This window comes from Thalassospira sp. GO-4 (assembly GCF_023588965.1).
Classification (GTDB): Bacteria; Pseudomonadota; Alphaproteobacteria; order Rhodospirillales; family Thalassospiraceae; genus Thalassospira; species Thalassospira povalilytica.
Map to the genome: position 1 here is coordinate 1,750,768 of NZ_CP097807.1, position 24,224 is coordinate 1,774,991.

A 24,224-nucleotide genomic window follows, 5' to 3' on the forward strand; every position below is an offset into this window, starting at 1 on the left:
TCCCCGCCATCATCAGGCCGGTTTATGTTTGCCAAACCGATACAGGTAAAGGCGATCGGTGCTGGTTTTCATCGGCACTTCGCCAAACGCCTGCCATCCGGGAATGGCAAAGCCGCGCGATATGACAATCGCCCCGTCGCCCAGACGCTGCGAACAGACATCGCCAACATCGGTCATCACGCGCGGATCAATAAAACACACCACAACATCCCCGGGATCGCGATCAAGTTTGCGAAAATCGCCACGGATAAAGCGCAGGTTCGGCTTACCCGCCAGAACCGCGCGCATCCGGCTGATCGCATAGGGAACAGGCGAAAGTTCAATCCCGGTGACCGAAATATCGGGACGGGCCCGCGCAATCGCGATCGCCAGATCCCCCCAGCCCGATCCGAAATCGGTCACCGATCGGATATCGGCGGGGATATAGGCGATAATTTCATCGGCCGCAGAACGCAAAGTCGGCATCGGCACCGATTGCAGGCGAACCGAATAGATCGCAATCAGCGCCAGAATGATCACAACAAAAACAAGTACCGATAAATCCGTCATATATCCGCGAAATATGTTACTGTCCGCCATGGGTTCCGACCCAGGTTCAATCACAGTCCTGCCATATGGCGGCATCCAAATCCAGAAGATACAAGCATGCATAACGACGATACGGAAAACCGCATCACCGAACTTGAAACCCAGCTCGCCCACATGGATTCCGTGGTAAGCGACCTTTCTGACATGATCAAATCCCAGTGGGACCGCATCGATCTTCTCGAACGTCAGAACAAACTGATGTCTTCTGATATTAAACGCATGATCGATTTTCTGCGTACAGCCCCCGAAGACGACGCCCCGCCGCCACATTATTAAGGCCGGGCTTCGTTTCGCGCGATCTTTTGGCTGTGCCCTGATCGATCGCGCCCCGCCACCGAGCTTGCGAGAAAGACGTGACCAACCCCAACCCCAACCCTTATCTCGACATTCCCGTCTTTGACGACTTTGCCAAGGTTCTTGACGGGTCTGTCTATCGGTCCATTCCCGATGACTGGTGGGTTGGTACATCCGATATTGTCGGATCGACCGGGGCCATTGCCGCGGGCCGGTTCAAGGATGTCAATATGGTCGGGGCATCAGTGATCTGTGCGGTTGGCAATGCGCTGGGTCATTCCGACTATCCGTTCATGTTTGGCGGCGATGGTGCAAGTTTTGCCTGTGCGCCCGACCGCATTGATGCGGTCGGTGACGCAATGGCGGCAACCGCGACGTGGGCACGCGAAACCCTTGGCTTTGAATTGCGCATCGCGCTGGTGCCGATTGCCGATATCCGCGCGACCGGCCGCGATGTGCGGGTGGCGCGCTTTGCCGTTTCACCGCCGGTATCCTATGCCATGTTCAATGGCCGTGGCCTCAGATGGGCCGAAGACCAGATGAAATCAGGCCATAACATGATCCCGCCAGCCCCGCCGGGCACCCGACCCGATCTGTCGGGTCTGTCCTGTCGCTGGTCACCGATCCGCGCAACCGGCAGCGACCATATCCTGTCGATCATTGTCCATCCCGCCGATGACCGCGCCCGGTTTGATCACGTCGTCACGGGCCTTTTTGACATTCTCGATGACAGCCCGCGCAAAAGCAGCCCGATCCCGGCGCGCGGTCCCGACTTTTCCTTTCCGCCCAAGGGCCTGAAACTCGAAGCCCTGGCGACCCAGCATAAGGAAGGCGGCTATATCAAGGCCTGGCTCAAGGCGCTTTATATTTCGCTGATTGCGCTGGTTCTGATGAAAACCGGCTGGAAACTGGGGGAATTTGACCCCAAACGCTATCGCGATTTTACCGGCTACAACACCGATTTTCGCAAGTTCGGGGATGGACTTTGGATGACGGTCAATTGCACGGTACAGCGTAGCGAAGAAATCGATGCCTTTTTGTGGGCAGCCGAAGATCGCGGTGATATCCGCTTTGGCCTTCATCGTCAGCGCACTGCAATCATGACCTGTATCGTGCCGTCCATCACCAATGATGCCCATTTCCATTTTCTGGATGGCGGCGAAGGCGGTTATGCTGCCGCCGCATCGGCCTATAAAGCCAAAATTCCCGATGCCGACCCCTCATACCATGCATGAAATGCATCAATCATTTCGAACCAATAGATTGATTGCATCGCGATAAAAAATCCATGACACTGTCGCGACCCTTGGCAGCTGTGGATATGAATCATGGATACCCGCGAACTCGAAGCATTGATTGCTGTTGCCGATGCCCAATCCTTTCACGGGGCGGCAAACCGGCTGGGCCTGACCCAGCCTGCGGTGACCCGGCGTATTCAACGACTTGAAGAACGCATCGGCACATCGCTGTTTGACCGTTCGACCAAGCCGCTGCAACCCACCCCGGCCGGTCATCGCGCCCTGACCGAGGCCCGCGATCTGTTGCGCAGGCTTGACGGGTTCAGTGATTCCGTCACCGGCATGGCGCGCTGTCATGGTCCGTTCCGCCTGGGCGTCAGTCACGGTGCCGCCCCGCTGCTTGCCGCCCGCGAATTGCGCGATCTCCATCAGGCATTCCCCGACATGTCGCTTACGATCAAAAGCGGCTGGTCGGCGGAACTGCTGCCGCTTTTGCGCCGGGGTGAAATCGATGCCATGCTGTCGCTTGATGGGCCGCACGGCATTGTCGGCGGTGTTCAAAGCCGCGACCTTCCGGCAAGCTTGCTGCCGGAAACCCTGCTTGATGATCATATCGTTGCCATCGGTCCGAAATCGGCGCGTCAGCACCCGACCACCATCGCCGAACTTGCCAGACACCCGATGGTGCTGATGCCCGAAGGATGCACTTTTCGCGCCCTTGGCAATGCCTGGGCCCACAAGAACGGGGTCGAATTCAATTCCGTTCTCGAAGTATCGGCACTTGAACTGCAAATCGAAATGGTCGCTGCCGGGGCCGGTTATGGCATCATGGCACTGCGTTTTTGCATGCACAGTCCCGCCCATGACCGCATCCGCATTCTTGATATTCCCGGCATGAACTGGGGCATGGCGATCACGCTAATCCGGCGGGCCTCCAGCGGGGACCTTAACGACATTATCGACAAGGTTGGTGAAATCGTCATTCGGGCTGGCGAGATGTCCAACCTCGATCATGCACGAATGTTATCAGCATCATGAACCGAATGAATTGGACGCATTGACGGTCCGCCGCCACAATCGCCACCAACTTGCAATCTGCCTTTCGGAGGACACCTGATGAGCCCCACCCAAAGCCCGCAAAACAGTCCGGGACGCATGACCATCATGCGCGCGACCAAATGGTTCCCGTGGCTGGTTCTGCTTTGCGGCTGCCTTGTTCTGTCGCTGAACCTTGGCGTGCGACAGTCGCTTGGCCTTTTCATTCCCGACATGCTCAATGATACCGGCTGGAATGCTGCCACCTTTGGTCTGGCCTTTGCCATCCAGAACCTGATGTGGGGGATTTCGGCACCGATCGCCGGGGCGCTGGCCGACCGGTTCGGCACCACGCGTACCCTGATTGGCGGATCGGTATTATATGGTCTTGGCCTTTATATGATGGGCACATCATCATCGCCCGGCGAATTGCACCTGACCGCGGGCTTCCTGATCGGGACCGGGGTTGGTGCCACCAGCTTCCCGGTGATCCTTGCTGCCATCAGCCGGGTATTCAGCCCGGAACGTCGAAGCTTCGCCCTTGGTCTGGCATCGGCCGGTGGTTCGGTTGGCCAGTTCATCATGGCCCCGACCGCACAGGCGCTTAACGGATCGCTTGGCTATGTCACGACCCTTGCCATTCTTGCCGCGATTTCGATGCTGATTGTTCCGGCCGCCTTTGCGCTGACCGGCAAGGCCGAAGGCAACAGCCCGACCGCGGCCCCCGATCTTGGTCCGCAAGGATTGGCCGCGGCTTTTCATGAGGCCCGCAAACATCGCGGCTTCCTGCTTTTGAATGCCGGGTTCTTTGTCTGCGGTTTCCATATCGCCGTGATCGCCACCCACCTTCCGACCTTTACCGAACTGTGCGGCTTGCCACGTTCTGTCGCCGCCGAAGGTCTGGCACTGGTCGGGCTGTTTAACATCTTTGGCACCCTGACGGCCGGTTGGGCCGGTGGCAAATGGCGCAAGAAAAATGGTCTGTCGGTGATTTACGGCATGCGGGCCCTTGTGATTGTCGCCTTTATCTTTGCGCCCAAAACATCTGAAACCATCTTGCTGTTTTCGGCATCGATGGGGGCATTGTGGCTTTCGACCGTGCCGCTGACCAGTGGCCTGATCGCACAGGTTTTCGGCCCGCGCTATATGGCGACCCTGTTTGGCATCGTCATGCTGTCCCATCAGATCGGGGCGTTCTTTGGCGCCTGGATGGGCGGGATTGTCTATGACCTGACCGGCAATTTCGATGCGGTCTGGTGGGCATCGGTTGCGCTTGGCATCTTTGCGGCCCTCGTCCATATGCCGATTGATGACAAGGAATTGCGCAGCACGGCCAAAGCGGCCTGATCGCTGCGTGAATATCTGAAAACCGGGGCGATCTGTTTTGGCAGGTCGCCCCTTTTTTACGGTCTTTTCTCGTCAGGTTCTTTGGGGTAAAAGCCGGTCATGGACAGACCGATTTACATCACGCCCGAGGGCCTCGACGCCCTTAAATCCGAACTCGACCACCTTTGGAAAAAGGAACGGCCCGAAGTGGTTGCCGTTGTGCATTGGGCGGCGGGCAATGGCGATCGTTCGGAAAATGGCGATTACATCTATGGCAAAAAGCGCCTGCGCGAGATTGACCGCCGGGTGCGCTATTTGCGCAAACGGATCGAGGATGCGGTGGTTGTCCGCCCCGAAGAACAGCCCGATCATTCCCGTATTTTCTTTGGCGCGACGGTGACTTACGTCAATTCCCGTGACGAGGAAAAAACCATCCGTATCGTCGGCGAGGACGAGGCCGACAGCCTGAATGGCAAGATCAGCTGGATTTCCCCGGTCGCCCGCGCCCTGATGAAATCGGGTGTCGGCGATGTCGTAACGGTCCGTACCCCGGCTGGCGAGGACGAACTCGAAATCCTCGATATCCGCTATCCTGCCTGACCGGCAAGAATTTCTGCATCAATTGCCCGTAATCGGCACATGCAGGCCCATGGTCAGCCTGTCGCTTTTCTGGCCACTTTTCCCGGCATCTTTTTCTGGCAAAAGTTGCATATCTTTTGTCAGAAAAAGGCGTCATGAATGGACGTCAATTCGTTACTTTGGCGGGCAGGATGAAACAATTTGTGCTGAGAAGTCTTGCGCAATCAATCAATTCGCGCCCATGATTGGGTCGTAAAACGCGGCGGATTGAAGATGGATTTCTTCCCCCGAAACACGTGATTTCTGACGAACTTTATCGACATTCAAGAAAACGGCCGGAAATTGAAAATGAGTGATTCTACGTTCCCGATTGGCATGAAACTGCGCCATGCACGCAAGCTCAAAGGAATGAGACTGTGCGATCTTGCCGATCAGGTCGAATGCTCCGAAGGCTTCCTGTCAAAACTTGAAAACGACAAGGTCAAACCGTCACTGCAACTGTTGCATCGCATTGTCGCAGTACTGGAAACATCCATCAGCGCCCTGTTCAGCGAAGCCAGTGACAGCATCGTTTCGCGTGCGGGAACAAGACAGGTCCTGCATACCAGCAACATCCGTCCGGGCGAAGGTGTCAGCCTTGAAACGCTGGTTTCCCCGTCATCGGGGCATCTGTTGTTTGGCACGATCCATATTGTCCGCGCCGGTGGCGGCAGTTCGGGCACCATCGTTCACGAAGGCGAAGAACTTGGCTATGTGCTCGAAGGTGAACTTGATCTGAATGTCGATGGCGTCGAATACCATCTGATGCCGGGCGACTCATTCTTCTTCCCGTCCAGAATGCCACATGGCTATCGCAATCCGACCGATAAGGAAACCCGGGTTCTCTGGGTCAACACCCCGCCGACCTTCTGATTTTTCAGGCCTAAGTAAAATTACTTGCGTATTAGGCAAGTGACTTGACCAATAGGAAAGACTTGGTCAGTATGCCCCCTGCTGGCTAACTCGCAAACCCACCGCACACAAGGTGGCCAGGTCAAAATGACCCAGGTTCGGGAAGAAACATAACTCTCGCATCGATGTGGCTGGCGAAACCTCGGAACCCTTTTCAAAGGGTCTTTCCGGGCTGTTTTCAAAAAAGCCAACAGGGGGCTTATCTTTATGAAATTTCTAAGCAAATCGGCTGTTTCTGCGATTGCATTCTCGATGGCGCTGACCGCTGGCGCGCATTTCGCCGACGCCAAAGACAAGGTAAAAGTTGCCTTTATCGGCCCGCTGACCGGCGGTGTTTCCGCGGTGGGTGTGGGTGGCCGTAACTCGGCAGAACTGGCAGTTCAGCTTCGCAATGCCGACCCGAATGCCAAATACGAGTACGAGCTGGTTGCAATGGATTCCGAATGCAAACCGAACGTTGGCGTTCAGGTCGCAACCAAAATTGCCGCAGACAGATCGATCATTGGCCTTGTCGGACATTATTGTTCGGCGGTCGCAATGGGCGCGGTTGATATCTATCACAAATTCAACCTGCCAATGTCGGTCTGGGGTGCGGTTCTGCCTGATGTCACCTATGGCAATGACTACAAGGAAATTCACCGTGTCAACGGCACGATGATCAACCAGAACGATGTTGCGGCAAAGTTCATGACGGAACAGGGCTACAAAACCTGGGTCATCATTCATGACACGACCGATTACGGCAAAGGCCACGACAAGTATTTTTCTGAATACCTGACCCAGAACGGTGGCGAAATCCTTGCTGATTTCGGTGTTCCGGCCGATCAGCAGGACTTTACCGCCGAACTGACCAAAGCCAAGCAGCTTAACCCGGATGTCATTTATTTCGGTGGTCTGACCCCGCTTGGCGTGCGCATCCGTGCCCAGATGGAAAAACTTGGCATCACTGCACAGTTCCAGGGCGTTTCGGGCATCAAGTCTGACTCCTTTATTGACGGTGTCGGTGCCGACCTGTCCGAAGGCGTGGTCAGCTTCCTTGAAGGTGCACCGGTCGACAAACTGCCAGGTGGCCAGTATTTCACCGAAAAATACAAGGCAGCCGGTTTTGCTGAATCCGAAGAAGCCTATGGACCGTTTGCGTTTGCGGCGATGAACCTGATCCTTGATGGTATCGAGGAAGTCGGCCCGAACCGCAAAAAACTGACCAAATACCTTGGTGACATCCACGGGTATGAGTCAATTGTCGGCGAAATCTCGTTCGATGATCACGGTCAGAACACCGTTGCGGCCATCACCAAATATGTCGTCCAGGACGGCAAATGGGTTGTCTGGGAAGACAGCGAATACGCAACAGGCAAGCGCAAGCTCGCAGGCAAATAAGCCGGTTGAAACGCTCCCTTCCCTGTCGGGTTGTTCCTGACGGGGAAGGACGGGCTGTTTTCTTCGCAAGAAACTCAACTAATCAAATCAAAGAGGTAGGTTGGCCATGGATGTGGGCCTTCTGGGTCAGTTTGTTGTTAACGGCATGATGCTTGGCATGATGTATGCCCTTGTTGCTGTTGGCTTCACGCTGTTTTTCGGTGTGCTTGATGTCATCAAGTTTTCTCATGGTGATGTCCTGATGGTCGGCACCTTTGCGGGTTTTTCGACCTATCTCGGTATGACCGCGATCGGGATCGATAACGCGTTCATTCAGCTTGTCGGTGTTCTGGTGATCGCCGTCGGGTCGATGGCCATTCTCGGGGCCATTATTGCGCGCTATCTTGTGCTTCCGCTTAAATCTGCACCGCCGCTCAATACGCTGCTGGTGACACTTATGCTTGGCACCGTTCTGCGCGAAGCGATCCGTCTGTTTTATCCCGACGGTTCCAACCCCAAACACTTCCCGTCGCTGTTGCCGACGGAATCCTGGTCTTTGGGATCTTTCACATTGCGCGCTGACAGCGTGATCCTTCTGATCGGCGGGCTTCTGGTCATTATTGGCGTGAATGTGCTGATCAATCGCACCCGTCTTGGTCTGGCCATCCGTGCTGTGGCCCAGGATGAAGAAACCGCCAAATGCATGGGCATCAATTTCAAGATGATCGTGCTTCTGACCTTTGCGCTGGGGTCCGGTGTTGCCGCCTTTGCCGGGGTGATGAACGGTCTTTACTACAATGAAATCAACTTCGGCATGGGCCTGCTGCTTGGCGTGATTGGCTTTAGTGCCGCCATCGTTGGTGGTCTTGGCAACATTTATGGCGCCATTCTTGGCGGCTTCCTGTTTGCCGGATTGCAGACCCTTGGTGCCGTCGCCCTGCCCTTTGCCAGTGCATACAAAGACGTTTTCGCGTTTGCAGTGGTCATTGCCATCATCGCCTGGCGCCCGACCGGCCTGATCGCCGAAAAAACAAGCGAAAGGGTCTGATCAATGACGCAATCGTTTAAAGACAAGGCCGTGATTGTTCTTCTGGCCGCTGCTGCGGCGGCGTTCACGATCACATTCATCGCCATCGAAGAACAGGCCGAGATTTTCGCACTGATTTTATTCGCCGCTGCCCTGGTCTTTGCCGGTGCAAAGTTCGGCTTTACCCGGTCAATCGCACAATCGCTTTCGCGTAATGAACGGCTGATGAATGCGGCGGTGATTGCTGCAACCCTGGTGGTTATTTTCTGGTTCCGCGAAGACCATTTCCCGTTGCTGATGATCGCGACTGTCATGCTGTACGTGATTGCCTGTTGCGGGCTGAACATGCAGTTCGGCTATACCGGTGTTGTGAACTTTGCCGGTGCGGCCTTCTTCGGGGTTGGCTGTTATACCGCCGCTGTTCTTGGCGATACATCCATTCCGCTTTTGCTGGTCATCATTCTGGGGGGCGTCATCGCCGCCATTGTCGGATCGGTGCTGATTATTCCGGTTCTGCGCACACGTGGCCATTATGCGGCGGTTGTTACCATTGCATTCGGGCTTCTGTTCCGCACCTTCCTTGAAGTCAATGACACGCTTGGCGGTCCGCAGGGACTGGGCGTTTCGGGCATGAACCTGTTTGGTTGGGATTTCAACAACAACATCGAAATCACCGAAAACATCGAACTTTCATTCTATCTGAACTACGTGATCCTGGCTCTTGTCATGGTCATTCTGACCTTTGTTCTGATGCGTCGTATCGAACGGTCGTGGATCGGGTTGAATTTCGATGCCGTACGTCTTGATGAAACCGCTGCTGCCTGTTTTGGCATCGACATCAAACGCTGGAAAATTGTTGCCTTTACCCTTGGCAACTTCCTGGCCGGAACGGCTGGCGCGCTTTACGCCATGATGCTTGGCTTTATTGCACCATCGAACTTTGCATTTTCGGACTCCCTTATTCTGGTTTCGATTGTTCTGCTTGGCGGGATGGGAAGCCTATGGGGCACGATCCTTGCTGCCGGTCTTGTCGTTCTGCTGCCTGAAAAGCTTCAGGTCATTCAGGAATACCGGTTCCTGATCTATGCGGTGGTGATGATCCTGATCCTGCTGTTCCGTCCGCAGGGCATCCTTCCGCGTGGTTTGCGTGCATATATTCCAGGCTGGAGAGGTTGATATGGCCCAGCAACAAGAAACCGTATTGGCCTTTCGCGAACTGACCCGGCGTTTCGGCGGTGTCGTCGCACTCAACAAGTTCGACATGGAACTTACCAATGGCCAGATCCTCGGCCTGATCGGGCCGAACGGATCGGGTAAAACCACGTCGTTCAATGTTTTGACCGGCATCTATGAAGCCAATGGCGGCAGCATCGAATTTCTCGGACAGGACATCACAAGCTGGCCTGCCCAGAAAGTCTACGAAGCCGGCGTTGCCCGCACGTTTCAGCGTTCGCGCCTGTGCCTTGAATTGTCGATTTTTGACAACATCATGATCGGCAATCACAAGCGCCTTGATCAGGGATTGTTGTTCAACATTTTCAAGCGCAAGGCCCTTCGCGAACAGATCCGGGAAAATCACGAAGAAGCCCGCAAGCTTCTTAAGATTTTTGATCCGGCCCTGGCCGACAAGATGTTCGATCCGGTCGGAAGCCTGCGCATGATTGATCGTCGCCGCATTGAAATTTGCCGTGCGCTGATCAGTCACCCGCGCCTGTTGCTTCTTGATGAACCATCCGCCGGCATGACCCACGAAGAAACCCGCGAATTGATGGATGATATTCTTGAAGTCCGCGAAATGATCGATGGTCTTTCGATCATTCTGGTCGAACATGAAATGGGCATGATCGAACGTGTGACAGACAAATGCATTGTCTTGAACTTCGGACAGAAAATTTGTGAAGGCGCCTATCGTGACGTCGCCTCGGACAAGCTTGTCCAGGAAGCCTATCTGGGGGGAGAATAATCATGGACACGGCAAGTGCACTTGAAGTCAAAGACATCTATGCGGCCTATGATTCCGCCGACGTTCTCGAAGGCGTGTCGCTTAAGGTCCCGGCAGGCAAAATCACCTGCCTGCTGGGATCAAACGGTGCGGGTAAATCGACCATCATTCGCGCCATTCTTGGCCTGACGCCACCGCGTTCCGGTGACATCCAGATCGATGGCCAAAGCCTGATCGGGCTTCCGACCCACAAGATCATCTCGGCGGGCATCGCTTGCATTCCCGAAGGCCGCAAGGTATTTCCGAAAATGACGGTGGTCGATAACCTGCGTCTTGGCGGCTATCAGGAAAATACCGAAGCCGTCCTGCGCGATCGCATGGATCAGGTGTTCGAGATTTTCCCGCGTCTCAAGGAACGCCGAAATCAGCTGGCCGGTACGATGTCGGGTGGTGAACAGGCAATGGTGTCCATCGGGCGTGGCCTGATGGCCGCCCCCAAGGTCCTGTTGATCGATGAACCGTCCCTTGGTTTGTCGCCGCTGTTCGTCAAAGAAAACTTCAACATCATCAAACGGATCAACGATCAGGGCATCACCGTGTTCCTTGTTGAACAGAATGTGCACCAGACGCTGGCCATCGCCCATTACGGCTATGTGATGTCGCAGGGGCGCGTTGTCGCCGAAGGTACGGCACAGGAACTGTCGGAAAACAAGGAAGTCCACGAGGCTTATTTCGGCTGATCCAAATTCGAAATTCAGCGCCCAAAGAACGCAGAGGAAACAACGTGCCCAACACCAAAATTGATGCGGTCGAACTGACCCGTCAACTGATCCGGTTTGAAACCGTCAATCCGGTCAATCCCGAAAAGGATTGCGTCGAATATGTCGGCAAGCTTTTGGCCGAAAACGGTTTTGACATTTCCTACCATGACTTCGCACCGGGTCGAACCAATCTGATTGCCCGGATCGGCGGGTCGGAAACCTGTCCGCCGATCTGCTTTACCGGCCATCTTGATACCGTCCCGCTGGGTCACTCCGAATGGTCGATGGCGCCATTCGATGCCGATATTGCGGATGGCAAACTTTATGGTCGCGGATCAAGCGACATGAAATCGGGTGTGGCGGCATTTGTCGCCGCCGTGATTGAAATTGCTTCTGATCTGGCCAAGGGTCCCGGTGTGGTTCTTTTGATTACTGCGGGCGAGGAAACCGGGTGCGAAGGTGCGGCCTATATCGCGGGCCTTGGCGATGTAATTGGCAAGGCCGGGGCCATCGTTGTCGCCGAACCGACATCGAACTATCCCTATGTCGGGCACAAGGGGGCCTTGTGGATGAAGGCCGTGACCGATGGTGTTACCGCCCATGGTTCGATGCCCGAACTTGGCGTTAACGCCATCTATAAGGCATCGCGTGCGATCACCAAGCTTGAAGACTATGACTTCAACGTTGCCCGCCATCCGGTCATGGGTCCTGCGACCCTGAATGTCGGGACGGTTGATGGCGGCATTAACGTCAATTCCGTACCCAACCGGGCCGAAATCGGCATCGATGTGCGCACCATCCCCGGTCAGGATAATGATGTCATTCTGAAACAGCTCGCTTCCTATCTGGGGGACGAGGTGACCTTGACCCCGACGGTCAATCTGGAACCGGTCTGGACATCGCCGGAACATCCCTGGATGCAGTCGGTATTCGAGGTGGTTGCACCGCTTCATGACGATCCCATTGTCAACAAGACCGCGGCCTATTTCACCGATGCGTCGATTTTCACCCGTGCCTATGACTTTGCCCCAACTGTCATCCTCGGCCCGGGCGAAGCCGCCATGGCTCATCAGACCGACGAGTTTTGCTATGTCTCGCGGATCGAAGAGGCGGTTGGCATATACCGCACACTGGCCGAAAACTGGAACAATCAATGATGTCACAGCCAAACAGGTTGTCGCTTCTCGATGCGGCGAGTGCGATTTCCGACGGTCAATTGACGCCGCAAATGCTTTTGGCATCCTGCCTTGATCGCATTTCCGAACGTGAAGGCGATGTTGGCGCATGGATGCATATCAATGCAGACAGCGCCAAGGCACGGGCAGGCAATCCTGCGACCGGCCCGCTTTCGGGCCTTCCCATCGGGATCAAAGACCTGATTGATACCGTCGATATGCCCACCGGCTATGGATCATCGATCTATGAAGGCCACCAACCGGCACAGGATGCAACCTGCGTTGCGACCATTCGCAATGCGGGCGGGATTGTTCTTGGTAAAACCGTTTCGACGGAATTTGCCTATTTCCAGCCGGGCAAAACAGCCAACCCCAATGACCTTGGCCGTACACCGGGCGGGTCATCAAGTGGCTCGGCCGCCGCAGTTGCCGATTATCATGTTCCGGCCGCCTTGGGCACCCAGACGGCTGGTTCGATCATTCGTCCCGCATCCTATTGCGGGGTTGTTGGCTATAAACCCAGTTACGGCTTCTTGCCGTTAACCGGCATCCGTCCCCTCGCGCCATCGATGGATCACCTCGGGGTTATGACCCGTACGGTGAAGGATGCCGGTTTCCTTGCTTCTGTTCTTGGACGTCGTCCCGAACTCGCCATTCATCAGGATAGCGATGATTTCGTCCCCACCATCGGTTTTTGCCAGACACCGCAATGGGACGCGGCCGAGGCATCGACACAGTCGCTTCTTGAAGATGCCGCAACCAGATTGGGCAAGGCCGGCGCGAAAGTTTCCAGCTTCGCACTGCCCGACATCTTTGAAACGCTTGCCAATGCCCATGGCATTGCGATGGATTACGAAGTCAGCTTCACCGGCCTTTATGATGTTTCAAACCACCCCGATCAGGTCAGCGCAAAATTCCGCGAACGGTTTGATGCCGGGATGAAGGTTTTGACATCTGAATATGACAAGGCACTGGATCAGGCCAAACAAAGCCGCACGGCCCTTGCCGATGCCATGGGCGATTATGACATCCTGATCTGTCCGAGTGCCCCGGGCGAGGCCCCGGTTGGCCTGAACGCCACGGGTGATCCGGTGTTTAACCGTATCTGGACATTCTCTGGCGTACCCTGCATCAACATTCCCGGTCTGTCTGGCCCGAACAACATGCCGGTCGGCTTGCAGGTGATTGGCCGCGTTGGCGATGATGCCCGCATGCTTAAGGCGGCGGACTGGATTTCCCGCCATCTCTGATTTCGGGCAGGAACCTACATGCGGCTTTTGACCCGGCGTGTCGGTTCCGCCTGAAGCGGGTCATCGGGCCAGTAATGTTTGGGATAACGTCCCTTCATCTCGGCTTTGACCTGCGCATAGGACCCGTTCCAGAAGCCCACCAGGTCACTTGTCACCTGGATCGGGCGCTGGGCCGGGGACAGAAGATGCAAGGTCACGGCAACCTTGCCACCGGCAACCTTGGGCGTTTCGGTCGCGCCAAACATTTCCTGCATCCGCACCGGCAAGGCCGGGGTTTCGCCGCTATAATCAATGCGGATATTTGATCCGGTCGGCACTTGCCAATGGGTGGGTGCCAAACGATCAAGTTCCTGACGCTGGTTCCAGTCGATCCCGGCCAGCAATGCCTCGGACAGATTGATCTGTTTAAGCTGCCCGCGCTTGGTAATCCCGGTCAAATAGGGCGCGATCCAGTCTTCAAGCGATCCCAGCAACCCGTCATCGGACATATCAGGCCAATGATCGCCATCGACCCGATGCAGGAAGGATAACCGTTCGCGCAGACCTTCCGATGCCTTATCCCATGGCAGGCAATGCAGACCGATCTTGCGAATGCCTTCGATCATCGCGGTTGCAATCGCATCGGGATCGGCTTCGTCATGGGTGGCTTTTTCATTCAGCACCAATGCACCGATCCGGCGTTGCCAGCGGGCCTGTACCGCATCTGATTGCGTGTCCCAGAAAACCTCGGTGCCTTCGGAAATCTGATCGGTGAAATGGGTTTCAAGGGTTGCGCGCGCCACCGGGGCAGCAAGATATATCTTGGCCTCACGTGCCTGCCCGTCCAGTTCGGCAACCGCGATATAGGCTTCATTCGCAAGGCTGTCTTCATTGGGCAAAACGCCGCCGCGCCCGCCCGACAGGCGATAACGCGCATCGGCCCCCTTGCGCCGTTCCCCAATCCGGTCGGGATAGGCAAAGGCCAGAAGCAACCCGACCTCGTCAGCGCGATCAACCTTTGTGTCCTTGCCTTTTGGAAGGTTGGCCTGGCGCATGACATCGCCCAGCCTGCGGGCAAGCTGCCTGGCGGCCTCGCTGATCATTTTGGGTGCATGGCCGCGCAGGATGGCATCAATCCGCAACCGCAAATCCGCCCCGCGCCCGCGCATGAAATCCCGATCCGAAAGAAGGGCTGCCAGCGCACAGGCAACCTGATCAAGGCCCAAGGCCGCCCCGCGCAACATCATATGCGCCAGTCTGGGATGGACCGGGATGCCCGCCATCGCCGTTCCCATCGCGGTGATGCGGTTTTCATGATCAATCGCTTCCAACCCGCGCAGGATATCGCGGGCCTGATCAATTTTGGCGGCTTCGGGCACATCAAGCCACGGCAGGCTTTTGGGATCGGTGACACCCCAACGGGCCAGTTCCAGCGTCAATGGTGCCAGATCAGCCTCGGCAATTTCCGGCGCGGTAAAGGGCGCACGGGCACGTTGTTCATTTTCCGCCCACAGACGATAACAGATACCCGGTTCCAGACGTCCGGCACGACCACGGCGTTGTTCGGCACTTGCCTGTGATGATTTCACCGTGATCAGGCGGGTCATGCCCGATGCCGGATCAAAACGCGGCAGGCGTTGCAGCCCGCTATCGACCACGACCCGGATACCATCAATGGTCAGCGACGTTTCGGCAATCGCGGTTGCCAGAACCACCTTGCGCTTGCCATCGGGTGCGGGCTGGATCGCGATATCCTGTGCCTTGGCATCCATCGCGCCATAAAGCGGGGCGATGATGATATCGCTACCAACCGCTTCCTTAAGGGCTGCCTCAACCCTTGTGATTTCCCCCTGACCGGGCAGGAAGGCAAGGATCGATCCGCTTTCCTCGCGAAGGGCGGTTTTGATCGCGGCGGTCATTTCTCCGTCGATGCGGATATTGCCCCATTTATCGGGCTTGGGCGGGAAATACCGGGTTTCGACCGGGAAGGCGCGCCCTTCGGACGTGATTACCGGACAATCGCCCATAAGCGATGCAATCGGCCCGCCATCAAGGGTTGCCGACATCACAAGGATGCGAAGATCATCACGCAACGCGCCCTGGGTTTCCAGTGCCAGCGCCAATCCAAGGTCGGCATCAAGGGATCGTTCATGAAATTCGTCAAACAGGATCGCGCCAATGCCTGAAAGCTCCGGGTCATCCTGAATCATCCGAACCAGAATACCCTCGGTCACGACCTCGATTTTGGTTTTTGCCGATACCTTGCTGTCAAACCGGACGCGATAGCCAACCTGCTCGCCAATCCCTTCGCCCAAAAGCTGCGCCATACGGCGCGCAGCCGCACGGGCGGCAAGCCTCCGGGGTTCGAGCATGATGATCTTCTGATCACCAAGCCATCCACTATTGCGCAACGCCAAGGGCACCTTGGTCGTTTTACCCGCGCCCGGCGGGGCCTGCAAAACCACATTGGTCCCGGTTTCCAGCGCCGCACACAGATCGGGCAGGACGGTGTCAATCGGAAGGGCTGGAAATTCGGGCATGTTGGCTTTCATCAGTCAGCAGGGTTCTGGCTGTTTATGACGCAAAGCCGCCCTACCCGCAATATCAGCGCGCGGGACTAGTTTCCGTCTTCAAACGTCTTGACGACTTCGGCTTGCCCCATCTGATCAAAATCACCGGGCACTTCAATCCCCGCCCCCTTCAGAAAGCCGATGCGGGTTGCTTTAAGAATGATCCCGCGTTCCCCGCCAATCCGTTGCAACGTCTTCATGCCACGGGTCAGGCCATAAAGGGCTTCCATATCACCGGCGGCTTTCATGCGCGTGGCTTCGGCCCGCGTGATTGCATAAAGGGCGCGAAAGGTATCCTCGGACACGGCGCGCAAAGCCGCCTCCTTTGCCGGGCGGTCCGGATCGGGATGGGCAAATGAAAGTGGTGCGGTTGGATCAAATTCCGGCATTGGTCATTTTTGCTGCGTGGGTTTCATTGCTTCTATCACGATTGACAGCCCCCAGACCATCCAGGCCTGTGTCCAGCGCATATAAACGCGCCTATCGCGCCCCAATCGCCCAATCCCGGCATAAAACACATCCCGTTTGCGATCATAAAGGGTCTGCACCGCCCATTCTGCCACATGGATTGCCCCCCCGAGATCACCAAACCTGCACAGGCTTGCCATTGCCTGCGCGACCGCATGGGCATCAAGATATCCGCCCCGGCCGGCATAGCTGCGCGGGATGCCCGCATCGTCAAAGCAGGCTTTGCGATAAAATGCCCATCCGCGTGCAATCGCGTCATCAAGGCCATCTACACCCACTGCCCGAAACCGGTCCAAAAGATCAAGCACATAGCCAGTGTGAAACCCGTCAACAAAGCCATGATGGCCACGCGTGCCATAAGCCCAGCTGCCATCGCGTTGCTGGGCATCGACAACCCGGCGCAACGCGCTTTCCGATTTCGCATTTCCCGGCCTGATGTGGTTCAGGGCAAAGGCCGCCCACAGGCTGGCATTATGGATTTCGGCATCATCATGGGCGAAATAGGCAAAATACCCGTCCCGCCAAAGGTCCCGTTCGATGAAATCTGCCGCCCGGATCAGGGCGGGGTCATCGGGTGTGACGGCGCCCTTGCAGATGCCATCCATGATGCTGTCCATGACAAAGCTTGTAACGATTGCGTTGCTTTGATGTCGTTTGGCATGAAAGGCGCGCGCCTGCCATTCAAATGGATAAGCCCACCCGCCATCGGCTTGTTGCATGGAACGCAACCGGTCTGAAAAGTCACCAAGCCTGATCCCGTCGCCTGCCCCGTTCAGCAAGGCCAGTGTCTTGGGATTGATCATCGGGGCAATATCGGCCAACAGGCGCAAAAAGCGTGGTCCGCGCTTGATCGTCTGAAGCCAGATCAGTCGACATACCCGAAACCGGCCAAGCCCGCTTGCTGCAAACAGGCGGCTTTCAAGCCCGTCAAACGGATCGGCACCGGCAAAATCGCCTTGCGCCATTCTGGCCAAAACCCGATCGCGGATATCAATCATTTCGGACCGGTTCACCGTTCTTTCCTTCTTGCGCGCTGATCCCGGCCGCAATGGCACAACAGATCAGATAATGCCCGTAATTCAGACTGTTGTCCGTAATCATGGTGACGAAAACCGACAGCAAGATACAAACCGCCAACCGCGTCTGGCGCACCATCAAAATCACGACAGCCCATCCCGTCCCCCACAGCAACGCGCCGACAATCCCGGTCTCAAACAGAATACGGAAATGATCGTTGTGAAGTGCGCCAAATGATCCGAACGATGCGGTCTGAGACAGGATTTCTTCCACCGACCCGGCCCCGAAGCCAAGCCACCTTTGCCCGTCTGATCCGTCACGCCAGATTTCAGCAAACATCTTCCAGAATGCCAGCCGTCCGCTGTCATGGGTCATCACAAGACGGGGCAGATACGCCATCACCCCCTCGGCCGCAATGCCGGCAACGATCAAGCCCGCAATCCACGTCATCGCCCGTGAAAACCGGATCATACCAACGGCATTGATCAGCATCGCAATCACGGCAATCCGGGTTTGGGACAGAAAGACCGCACCCGCAGTCGCCATCATCAACCAGCGCCGATGGCCAAATTTGCAAACAGAACAAAGGGCAAAAAATCCCAGAAACAAAAAGGCGTGATTAAGCCTCGTACCTTCATGGGTCAGATAAAACGAACTTGAAAGGATCAGGTAAAACAGCATGGCGGGCATCAGGATGCGCAAACAATCACGCCCGATCAACGCCCCGGCCACAAGCCCGACCGGCACCATCATCAGATTGCCGATCAGGCGGATCTTTTCATCACCTGCACCATTCCCGAACATGATCAGCCCGGTCAATCCGGCAAGGACCAGCAAACCGCTCAGCAAACCGGGGCCAAGCCGGATCGTGCGGAGCGAACCCGCCACCATCAGCACCCAAAAGACCAGCAAAACCAGCTTGGCCAACATCCCCCCGGCTCCCAGCAACCAGAATGATGTTGCCATCACCCCGTTGCCCGCAATCACCACCCATATCGGCAATCGACGCCGGGCATTCTGGCCGGAATGCCGATCGGTTTTGCCAAGGTGTGGTTTGCCAATGGGTGGTTTGCGTGGTCCTGTTTTGCCAATTCCCGGTTTGGCAAATGATACGGTCTGCCTATTGCTGTTCATGGCAATCCCCGCGCTGCTTGTGATCAGGATTGCCGGTTTGGCTGGCGACAGGCCGATCAAATTGGGCTAGGGTCATCTCCTTAATTTTAAAGCAGATTGGCACAGGTCGATGGTGCGACTGGCGCAGTTTTGTCTGATGGCGGAATTCATTCTTGCCCCCGTGATGCTGGGTGGGGCGCGGCCTTGGGCGATTGCGGTTCTCGCCATCCTGACCGGGGTTGGGTTGATCGCCATATGCGGACGAATGCACACCATATCCCTGCCCCGCTACGTGATCGGTGTCTGGCTGTTTGCCGCCATTATGGTCATTTGGATGATCATACAGGCATCCCCGGTCTGGCCGGATCAATCCTTTCCGTTTGATGTTCCCTTTGTTGCGCTTTATCCCGCGGCCTGGATCAATCAGACCTTTGATATCATCTGGCTTTGCGCGACCGTCACGCTGATATCCCTGATCGCGCAAAAGGCCCCCAATGGCGGGCTTTTGCCAATTTTGCATGCCATCATCATTGCTTGCACCCTTCAGATGGTGCTGGCGCTTGGCAATGCGGTTTTTGACGCACAGACAACATTCTGGTTTGCCAAGACCGCCCATATCGGGGACTGGACCGGAAGCCTTGCCAATCGCAGTGCGTTTGGCGGATTGATGGGGATCGGATATATCGCCAGCATCTATCTGTTTATGGTCCCCCATACCAATCACCGTCATGCTGGCGCTGATGCCGATACCCGCCATCATATGCCGATTGGACGACGCCTTGATCAGTCGGGCGGCTATCTTGCACTTGCCATTCTGTTTGTCGCAGCCCTGACCCAAAGCCATTCGCGCCTGGCATTTGCCCTGGTTCTGATCGCGACCTTTTTCATGATCGGCTTTGCCCGGCATCCGGGCAGATCGACGCGCGCGCGGCATTGGGGAAAGCTGCTTTTTGCCGGTTTCTGTGTGATCGGCATCGGGCTTGTCGCATCGGTTAGCGTGCCTGAACTGGTATCGCGGTTTCATGATCTGACGCGCTTTGACCTGATCCAGCGCGATGATGCCTGGGCGACGGCCCTTCGGGCCATTTCCGATCGACCATTCACCGGCTTTGGACCAGACAGCATTGCCCTTGTAATGGGTCATTTTGCGACCCCGGAACTCAATAAAGATGCCAACTGGTTCAGTACGCATAACCTGTGGCTTGATGGTGCAATTATCTTTGGGGTGCCGGTCGTTTTGGCACTGGCAATTACCGTGATTTTCAGTGCAGCCTTGATCATGCGCACCACATGGAACCAGCCATTTCGGGGCCTTGTGATAGCCGTGATCAGCCTGTTTCTGACAAGCACGATATTTGACTGGGTCATCGGGATTCCGGCCCTGATTTTGCCGGTTGTCGCCATTCTGGGGGCCGGGTTTGAAGCATCAATTGCCCGGCATCGCGCATCTTCCTTATCCGCCGGTCATGCGGGGCAAGCAACAAGGCCCGGTCAAACAGGGCCGCACGCCGTTGCAGATCACGGTCATCCCTAACCATCCCCGAAAGGGCGGAAACCGCCACTAAAAACGGATCGAACGGGGCATGACTGCGCTGATCGGTGATGATGTGATCAAGGATTTTCGGGTCCCCCGTCGCCAGTGCCTTGTGCAATGCCTCGGTGCGAAGGGCGGCTTCAAATCCGTTTGCATTGGCAAATCCGGCTCGCAGGTCATCAAGTTTGCGCAATGCGGTCGCTTCTGTCGCCAGTTGCCAGCCAGCATAAAGGATCACGGCCAGTGCCCCGGCCATCACAATGCCCCGCATCATGCCCCGCATCATGCCCGGTCCCCCATCGTTTGGGGCATATCGGCCCGTCCATAGGCCGGTCGTGCAGGACCGCCATTCAAGACGATGCCGCTGGCAACAATCCCCGCCGTGGCAAGACGATCAAGCGCGTCCTTGGCGTCGCGCTTTTTGCTTGATCCGTGTCGCAAAACAAACAGCCTGACATCGGCAAGCCCCATGGCAACCAGCCCGTCCGCAACCGACAGGATCGGCGGCGTATCAAGGATGATGTAATCAAACTGATCGCGCAATTGATCAACAAGCGGTCCCAGATGTCGCTCAATCAGTCCGGTCGCGATGGATCCGGGCACTGCCATCCTTGCCCCCAGATGCCAATATTGCCCGGTGTGCCCGTCGGCCTTGGCAGCGGCGTCTTTAAATCCGGCCACATCCGTCTCGCCGGAAAGAAGGGCGACCAGATCGGCAAAGACGCGGTTGGTATTTTCCCCGCCGGTCGGATCATGAAGGTCACCATCAATCAGCAGGGTTTTGTGACCAAGCCCGGCAAAGCGTGATGCAAGTGCGTGGGCGATGTGGCTCTTGCCTTCGCCGGTTTGTGCCGATCCGATGGCAATGATCTGCGCGGTTGATCCGGTTGGCGGGGGTTTTCGGTTCTGATCAACAATGCGCATCAAAACCGCCAGATGGCCGGTTGCTTCATCCCCCCCGGCATCCATTGCAAGGCCCCTGCCATCCGTCAGGTTGCGGGCGGGGATGCGCGCATAAAGCGGCACGCCCAAAACATCTTGCGGTTCGAAATCATCGGCAATGGTTTGATCGAAATAGTGCCGCAACAAAGCGGCAATCACCGCGGCAAACAATGCCACCATGATGGCCAGCGCCATCAGATCGCGTTTGGCCGGAAATTCCGCCGACACCGGAAGGGTCGGTGATTGCAGAATTTCCAAATCGCCGCGAAAGGATGCCAGTTCACGACGCAATGTCTGAACGTGCCGGGAAAGTTGATCGACATTGTCACGCGCCAGTGCCACCGCACGCTGCAATTGGCCCTGACCTTGTGTACGGGCATGGCGGTCATTCAATCGGCTTTGCCAAAGATCACGTTGCCCGGTGATCAGACGAAGCCTTTCCCGCGCACTGGCAAGCGCATCACCCATTTGCCCCGATACCGTCATTGCCACATCCACCAATTGCGCATAAAGATCATCAAGCACCTTCTGGCGGCCCTGCATTACCGGGTGTTTGGGCCCATAACGCTGATCAAGCCTGTCAAACTCCTGACGTTCGGTTTCATAGCGTTGCGAAAGTTGCGCGACCATCGGATGCCCGGCGATATCGGGAATGGCCAAAAGATCGTCAAGCCCGTTTGCCATCGCCCGGCGACGGGCCGCCAGTTCAAGGGTTGCAACCTCCTGACCGATTTTTTCGGCCTGCTCGTCAAGCGCATAGATCCGTTCAAGCATCAATGCGCCTTCTTCCTGATCAAGCATCCCGGCCTGTTGTTGCCAGGCCAGCAAATCACCTTCGCGGGCAAAAAGGTCGCCTCGGGCGGTGGCAAGCTGATTGTCCGCATCCTCAAGACGGGATCGAATGACATGTTTCTGGCGATCTTCACGCTGCCAGACATAGCTTTCGACAATTGCCTGAAGGGCGACCTGACTGACGGTCGCATCCGTTGCGACAAAGCTTGCCTCAATCACGGCGGAATGACCGATCCGTTCGGCCCCGAACCGGGCACGCAACCAGTTGATTGCACCCGTTTCAGATGTCCCTGTTCGGGGCGCAGGATCATTTGCCAAACTGTTTTCGACACCAACCGGATCGAAACCGATGCCCGCACCGCGCAGGACCGCCGTGGCGGTCGCCAGGGTTTCCTCGCTGCGCATTTCAGCAATCACGGTTTCTATTTGCTGGGCGGTCAATTCACCGGCGCGGGGGCCTGCACCGTCACTGGCGCGATCACCAGACGCCGTGACAACCGGTATCAGGCCGACTTCCGCCGTCGCACGATATCCCGGCTGCCAATTGGCAATCACGCCAAGCAACGCCACCAGCACAATGACAAAGGCAAGAATTGCGACACCACGTCGCCGCCACAAGATCGCAACCAGTTCACGCAAGGACGGGTCAAACTGTTCAAATGATGGGCCCGTCATCTTGGACTGACATCCTCCTGCTGATATGTCGCATCGCCAAGCTCGTCCACCAGATCCTGCCAGACCGGGCTGGCCTGCCCGCCTGTCTGCACAACGCGGTAAATCACGTCATAGGAAACCGCCTGGCGGACTTGGGCGGGCGGGACGGTTATGCCCGATGACGGGGTGATTATCCCTGTTTCGACAACTACGATATCATCATCAAACCGGTCATCGCCCGGTACAAACCGAACGGCCCCGTCACCGAAAAAGCGTGATGCAAGGGTCGGCACATCATTTTCAATCATGCGGGTCAGGCGGCTTGGCTCCGGATGCAGACCAAGAAGCTGCTTTAACACGCCGCCAAAAACCGCCTCGACCAAAAAGCTGTTTCCCCCCGCAGCACTCAGGATCACCTCCATCATTTTAAGCACCGCCGAAATCGTTGCATCCGCACTCTGCCAATCGACCTGACGGTAATCGGTCTGACGGGCATCGGCCTTTTCGGTCACTTCCACCGTCTCGCCAAACAGCGCCAGATCAAGCAGCCGATCAATCATGTCCCGGACGTCCTGCGGGGTGGTAAGGGCGCTGATCTTTTGTGCGATCTGCGTGCGCATTTCCGGGGTTTCAATCCCGGGGGGCGCATCGGTGGGCGCATCGGTGGGCACAGCGGGGGGTACATCGGGGGCAGGTGTGATGACCTGGGAACCGGCATCACGCGCAAACAGGATCACCGGTGTTGCCAGTGTGATCATTGCCGCCAGCCTGACCCAACCGGGCATGTGTCCGACGCGATGGGCAATGATTTTCGGCATCACCAGCCGCGCAAACGCCCAAAGCCCGCGCCCGTAACGCGGCAACATGTATCGGGGCTGACAGGCAATCCGCCACAAAAACTCCAACCCGGCCTTTTGCATGAAAACCGGCGCCCGCCTTATTTGGCCCGACAGAACATCAAATGCCCCGCCAACCCCCATGATAAAACCGCATCCGGTCTGATCACCAAACCGGTCAACAAAGATCTCCTTGCGCGGCGATGGCAGGGCAACAAAGACCGCATCGGCCCGGCTTTGCCGGACAATCGCAGCCAGTTTGGCGTCATCGGGATCAAATCCGTGATGAATGCCGGCAATTTGAAGATCGGGATAACGGCGCATCAAGCCCACCCGAAGTTCGCGCACAACATCGGGGCGCGCCCCAAGCAGGAAAACCCGCACCCCCTGTTTTTCAAACAGGGGCAACAATGCGGTCATGACGTCAATGCCGGTCACCCGTTCGGGCACCTTGATGCCCAAAAGCCGCGCAGCCCAGACAATGCCCATGCCATCGGCATTCAGGCTGTCGGCATTTGCCAATGCCCGGAACAACCGGGCGTCACCTCGTGCCTGTGGCAATTTCAATGCATTCAGGGATTGCTGTCGAAAACAGGGACCATTGGCATACCGGTCACGAGATGCCAGCCAATTACAGATATCTGCGCATAGTTTTTCGCGCTGCCTGAGATCAAGACGCAACCCGAAAATCGCAGCTTTCCCCTGTCGCATTCATCGTCCCCGCCAGTCCAGAACCAACTGCCCGGAAATCCAACCAGATCACATTTTTTCAGCATCCATAGATACTTATGCCC

Annotated in this window: 21 protein-coding genes; 14 read left to right on the forward strand and 7 right to left on the reverse strand. The window is 56.5% G+C overall.

Translation table 11 applies throughout. The annotated features are described in order from the left end of the window. Positions 1 to 12: 12 nt before the first annotated feature. Positions 13 to 579: a trans-aconitate 2-methyltransferase gene (locus M9H61_RS08265; RefSeq protein WP_250284454.1), complete on the reverse strand. Its 567-nt coding sequence runs from the start codon at positions 577 to 579 to the stop codon at positions 13 to 15. Between the two features lie 66 nt (positions 580 to 645). Between M9H61_RS08265 and M9H61_RS08270 the strand changes: the two genes are divergently transcribed. The 13 genes from M9H61_RS08270 (at position 646) to M9H61_RS08330 (ending at position 13,525) form a co-directional block, all read left to right on the forward strand. After that, complete coding sequence (locus M9H61_RS08270; protein ID WP_068517582.1) at positions 646 to 864, forward strand: SlyX family protein; 219 nt, start codon at positions 646 to 648, stop codon at positions 862 to 864. Between the two features lie 77 nt (positions 865 to 941). After that, on the forward strand, positions 942 to 2,117 hold the full coding sequence (locus M9H61_RS08275) for a DUF3095 domain-containing protein (RefSeq protein ID WP_250284456.1): 1,176 nt from the start codon (positions 942 to 944) through the stop codon (positions 2,115 to 2,117). A gap of 93 nt (positions 2,118 to 2,210) precedes the next feature. Next, positions 2,211 to 3,158, forward strand: coding sequence for a LysR family transcriptional regulator (locus M9H61_RS08280; RefSeq protein WP_250284458.1), 948 nt, complete (start codon positions 2,211 to 2,213; stop codon positions 3,156 to 3,158). 78 nt (positions 3,159 to 3,236) lie between these two features. Continuing rightward, positions 3,237 to 4,502, forward strand: a complete 1,266-nt coding sequence (locus M9H61_RS08285) for an MFS transporter (protein ID WP_228194244.1) — start codon at positions 3,237 to 3,239, stop codon at positions 4,500 to 4,502. Positions 4,503 to 4,601: 99 nt separating this feature from the next. Next, positions 4,602 to 5,081 carry a transcription elongation factor GreB gene (greB, locus tag M9H61_RS08290; protein WP_068517575.1) on the forward strand — a complete coding sequence of 160 codons (480 nt, stop codon included), beginning with the start codon at positions 4,602 to 4,604 and terminating at the stop codon, positions 5,079 to 5,081. 327 nt (positions 5,082 to 5,408) lie between these two features. Beyond that, positions 5,409 to 5,972, forward strand: a complete 564-nt coding sequence (locus M9H61_RS08295; protein ID WP_197460770.1) for a cupin domain-containing protein — start codon at positions 5,409 to 5,411, stop codon at positions 5,970 to 5,972. A gap of 246 nt (positions 5,973 to 6,218) precedes the next feature. After that, positions 6,219 to 7,391: a branched-chain amino acid ABC transporter substrate-binding protein gene (locus tag M9H61_RS08300; RefSeq protein WP_068517573.1), complete on the forward strand. Its 1,173-nt coding sequence runs from the start codon at positions 6,219 to 6,221 to the stop codon at positions 7,389 to 7,391. 106 nt (positions 7,392 to 7,497) lie between these two features. After that, positions 7,498 to 8,418: a branched-chain amino acid ABC transporter permease gene (locus tag M9H61_RS08305; RefSeq protein ID WP_068517571.1), complete on the forward strand. Its 921-nt coding sequence runs from the start codon at positions 7,498 to 7,500 to the stop codon at positions 8,416 to 8,418. Between the two features lie 3 nt (positions 8,419 to 8,421). Further along, positions 8,422 to 9,573, forward strand: a complete 1,152-nt coding sequence (locus M9H61_RS08310; RefSeq protein ID WP_250284459.1) for a branched-chain amino acid ABC transporter permease — start codon at positions 8,422 to 8,424, stop codon at positions 9,571 to 9,573. A 1-nt stretch (position 9,574) separates the two neighbouring features. Next, a complete protein-coding gene (locus M9H61_RS08315; protein WP_068517566.1) occupies positions 9,575 to 10,360 on the forward strand; it encodes an ABC transporter ATP-binding protein in 786 nt (261 codons plus the stop codon). A 2-nt stretch (positions 10,361 to 10,362) separates the two neighbouring features. After that, complete coding sequence (locus tag M9H61_RS08320; RefSeq protein WP_250284476.1) at positions 10,363 to 11,079, forward strand: ABC transporter ATP-binding protein; 717 nt, start codon at positions 10,363 to 10,365, stop codon at positions 11,077 to 11,079. 44 nt (positions 11,080 to 11,123) lie between these two features. Beyond that, the gene (locus M9H61_RS08325) at positions 11,124 to 12,257 is read left to right on the forward strand and encodes a M20 family metallopeptidase (protein ID WP_250284478.1); all 1,134 of its coding nucleotides are present in this window, start codon (positions 11,124 to 11,126) and stop codon (positions 12,255 to 12,257) included. Beyond that, entirely contained in the window at positions 12,254 to 13,525 is a 1,272-nt protein-coding gene (locus M9H61_RS08330; RefSeq protein ID WP_250284480.1) for an amidase, read from the forward strand. The genes M9H61_RS08325 and M9H61_RS08330 overlap by 4 nt, the downstream gene beginning before the upstream one ends. Before the next feature lie 14 nt (positions 13,526 to 13,539). Here the strand turns inward: M9H61_RS08330 and hrpB are convergent, their stop codons facing one another. The 4 genes from hrpB to M9H61_RS08350 all read right to left on the reverse strand — a co-directional run bounded on the left by hrpB (position 13,540) and on the right by M9H61_RS08350 (position 18,693). Then, on the reverse strand, positions 13,540 to 16,044 hold the full coding sequence (gene hrpB / locus M9H61_RS08335; RefSeq protein WP_250284482.1) for an ATP-dependent helicase HrpB: 2,505 nt from the start codon (positions 16,042 to 16,044) through the stop codon (positions 13,540 to 13,542). A gap of 77 nt (positions 16,045 to 16,121) precedes the next feature. Beyond that, positions 16,122 to 16,463, reverse strand: a complete 342-nt coding sequence (locus M9H61_RS08340) for a hypothetical protein (RefSeq protein ID WP_250284484.1) — start codon at positions 16,461 to 16,463, stop codon at positions 16,122 to 16,124. Positions 16,464 to 16,466: 3 nt separating this feature from the next. After that, positions 16,467 to 17,555, reverse strand: coding sequence for a hypothetical protein (locus M9H61_RS08345; protein ID WP_250284485.1), 1,089 nt, complete (start codon positions 17,553 to 17,555; stop codon positions 16,467 to 16,469). Then, the gene (locus M9H61_RS08350) at positions 17,533 to 18,693 is read right to left on the reverse strand and encodes an O-antigen ligase (protein WP_250284487.1); all 1,161 of its coding nucleotides are present in this window, start codon (positions 18,691 to 18,693) and stop codon (positions 17,533 to 17,535) included. Before M9H61_RS08350 ends, M9H61_RS08345 begins: the two co-directional genes overlap by 23 nt. 136 nt (positions 18,694 to 18,829) lie before the next feature. On the opposite strand from M9H61_RS08350, the gene M9H61_RS08355 reads away from it, so the two are divergent. After that, positions 18,830 to 20,206 (forward strand): O-antigen ligase, encoded by a 1,377-nt coding sequence (locus tag M9H61_RS08355; protein WP_250284489.1) that lies wholly within the window; start codon positions 18,830 to 18,832, stop codon positions 20,204 to 20,206. Positions 20,207 to 20,488: 282 nt separating this feature from the next. On the opposite strand, the gene M9H61_RS08360 is transcribed toward M9H61_RS08355, so the two are convergent. After that, the gene (locus tag M9H61_RS08360; protein WP_250284491.1) at positions 20,489 to 22,615 is read right to left on the reverse strand and encodes a tyrosine-protein kinase domain-containing protein; all 2,127 of its coding nucleotides are present in this window, start codon (positions 22,613 to 22,615) and stop codon (positions 20,489 to 20,491) included. Continuing rightward, a complete protein-coding gene (locus tag M9H61_RS08365) occupies positions 22,612 to 24,141 on the reverse strand; it encodes a WecB/TagA/CpsF family glycosyltransferase (RefSeq protein ID WP_250284497.1) in 1,530 nt (509 codons plus the stop codon). The genes M9H61_RS08360 and M9H61_RS08365 overlap by 4 nt, the downstream gene beginning before the upstream one ends. Between the last annotated feature and the right edge of the window lie 83 nt (positions 24,142 to 24,224).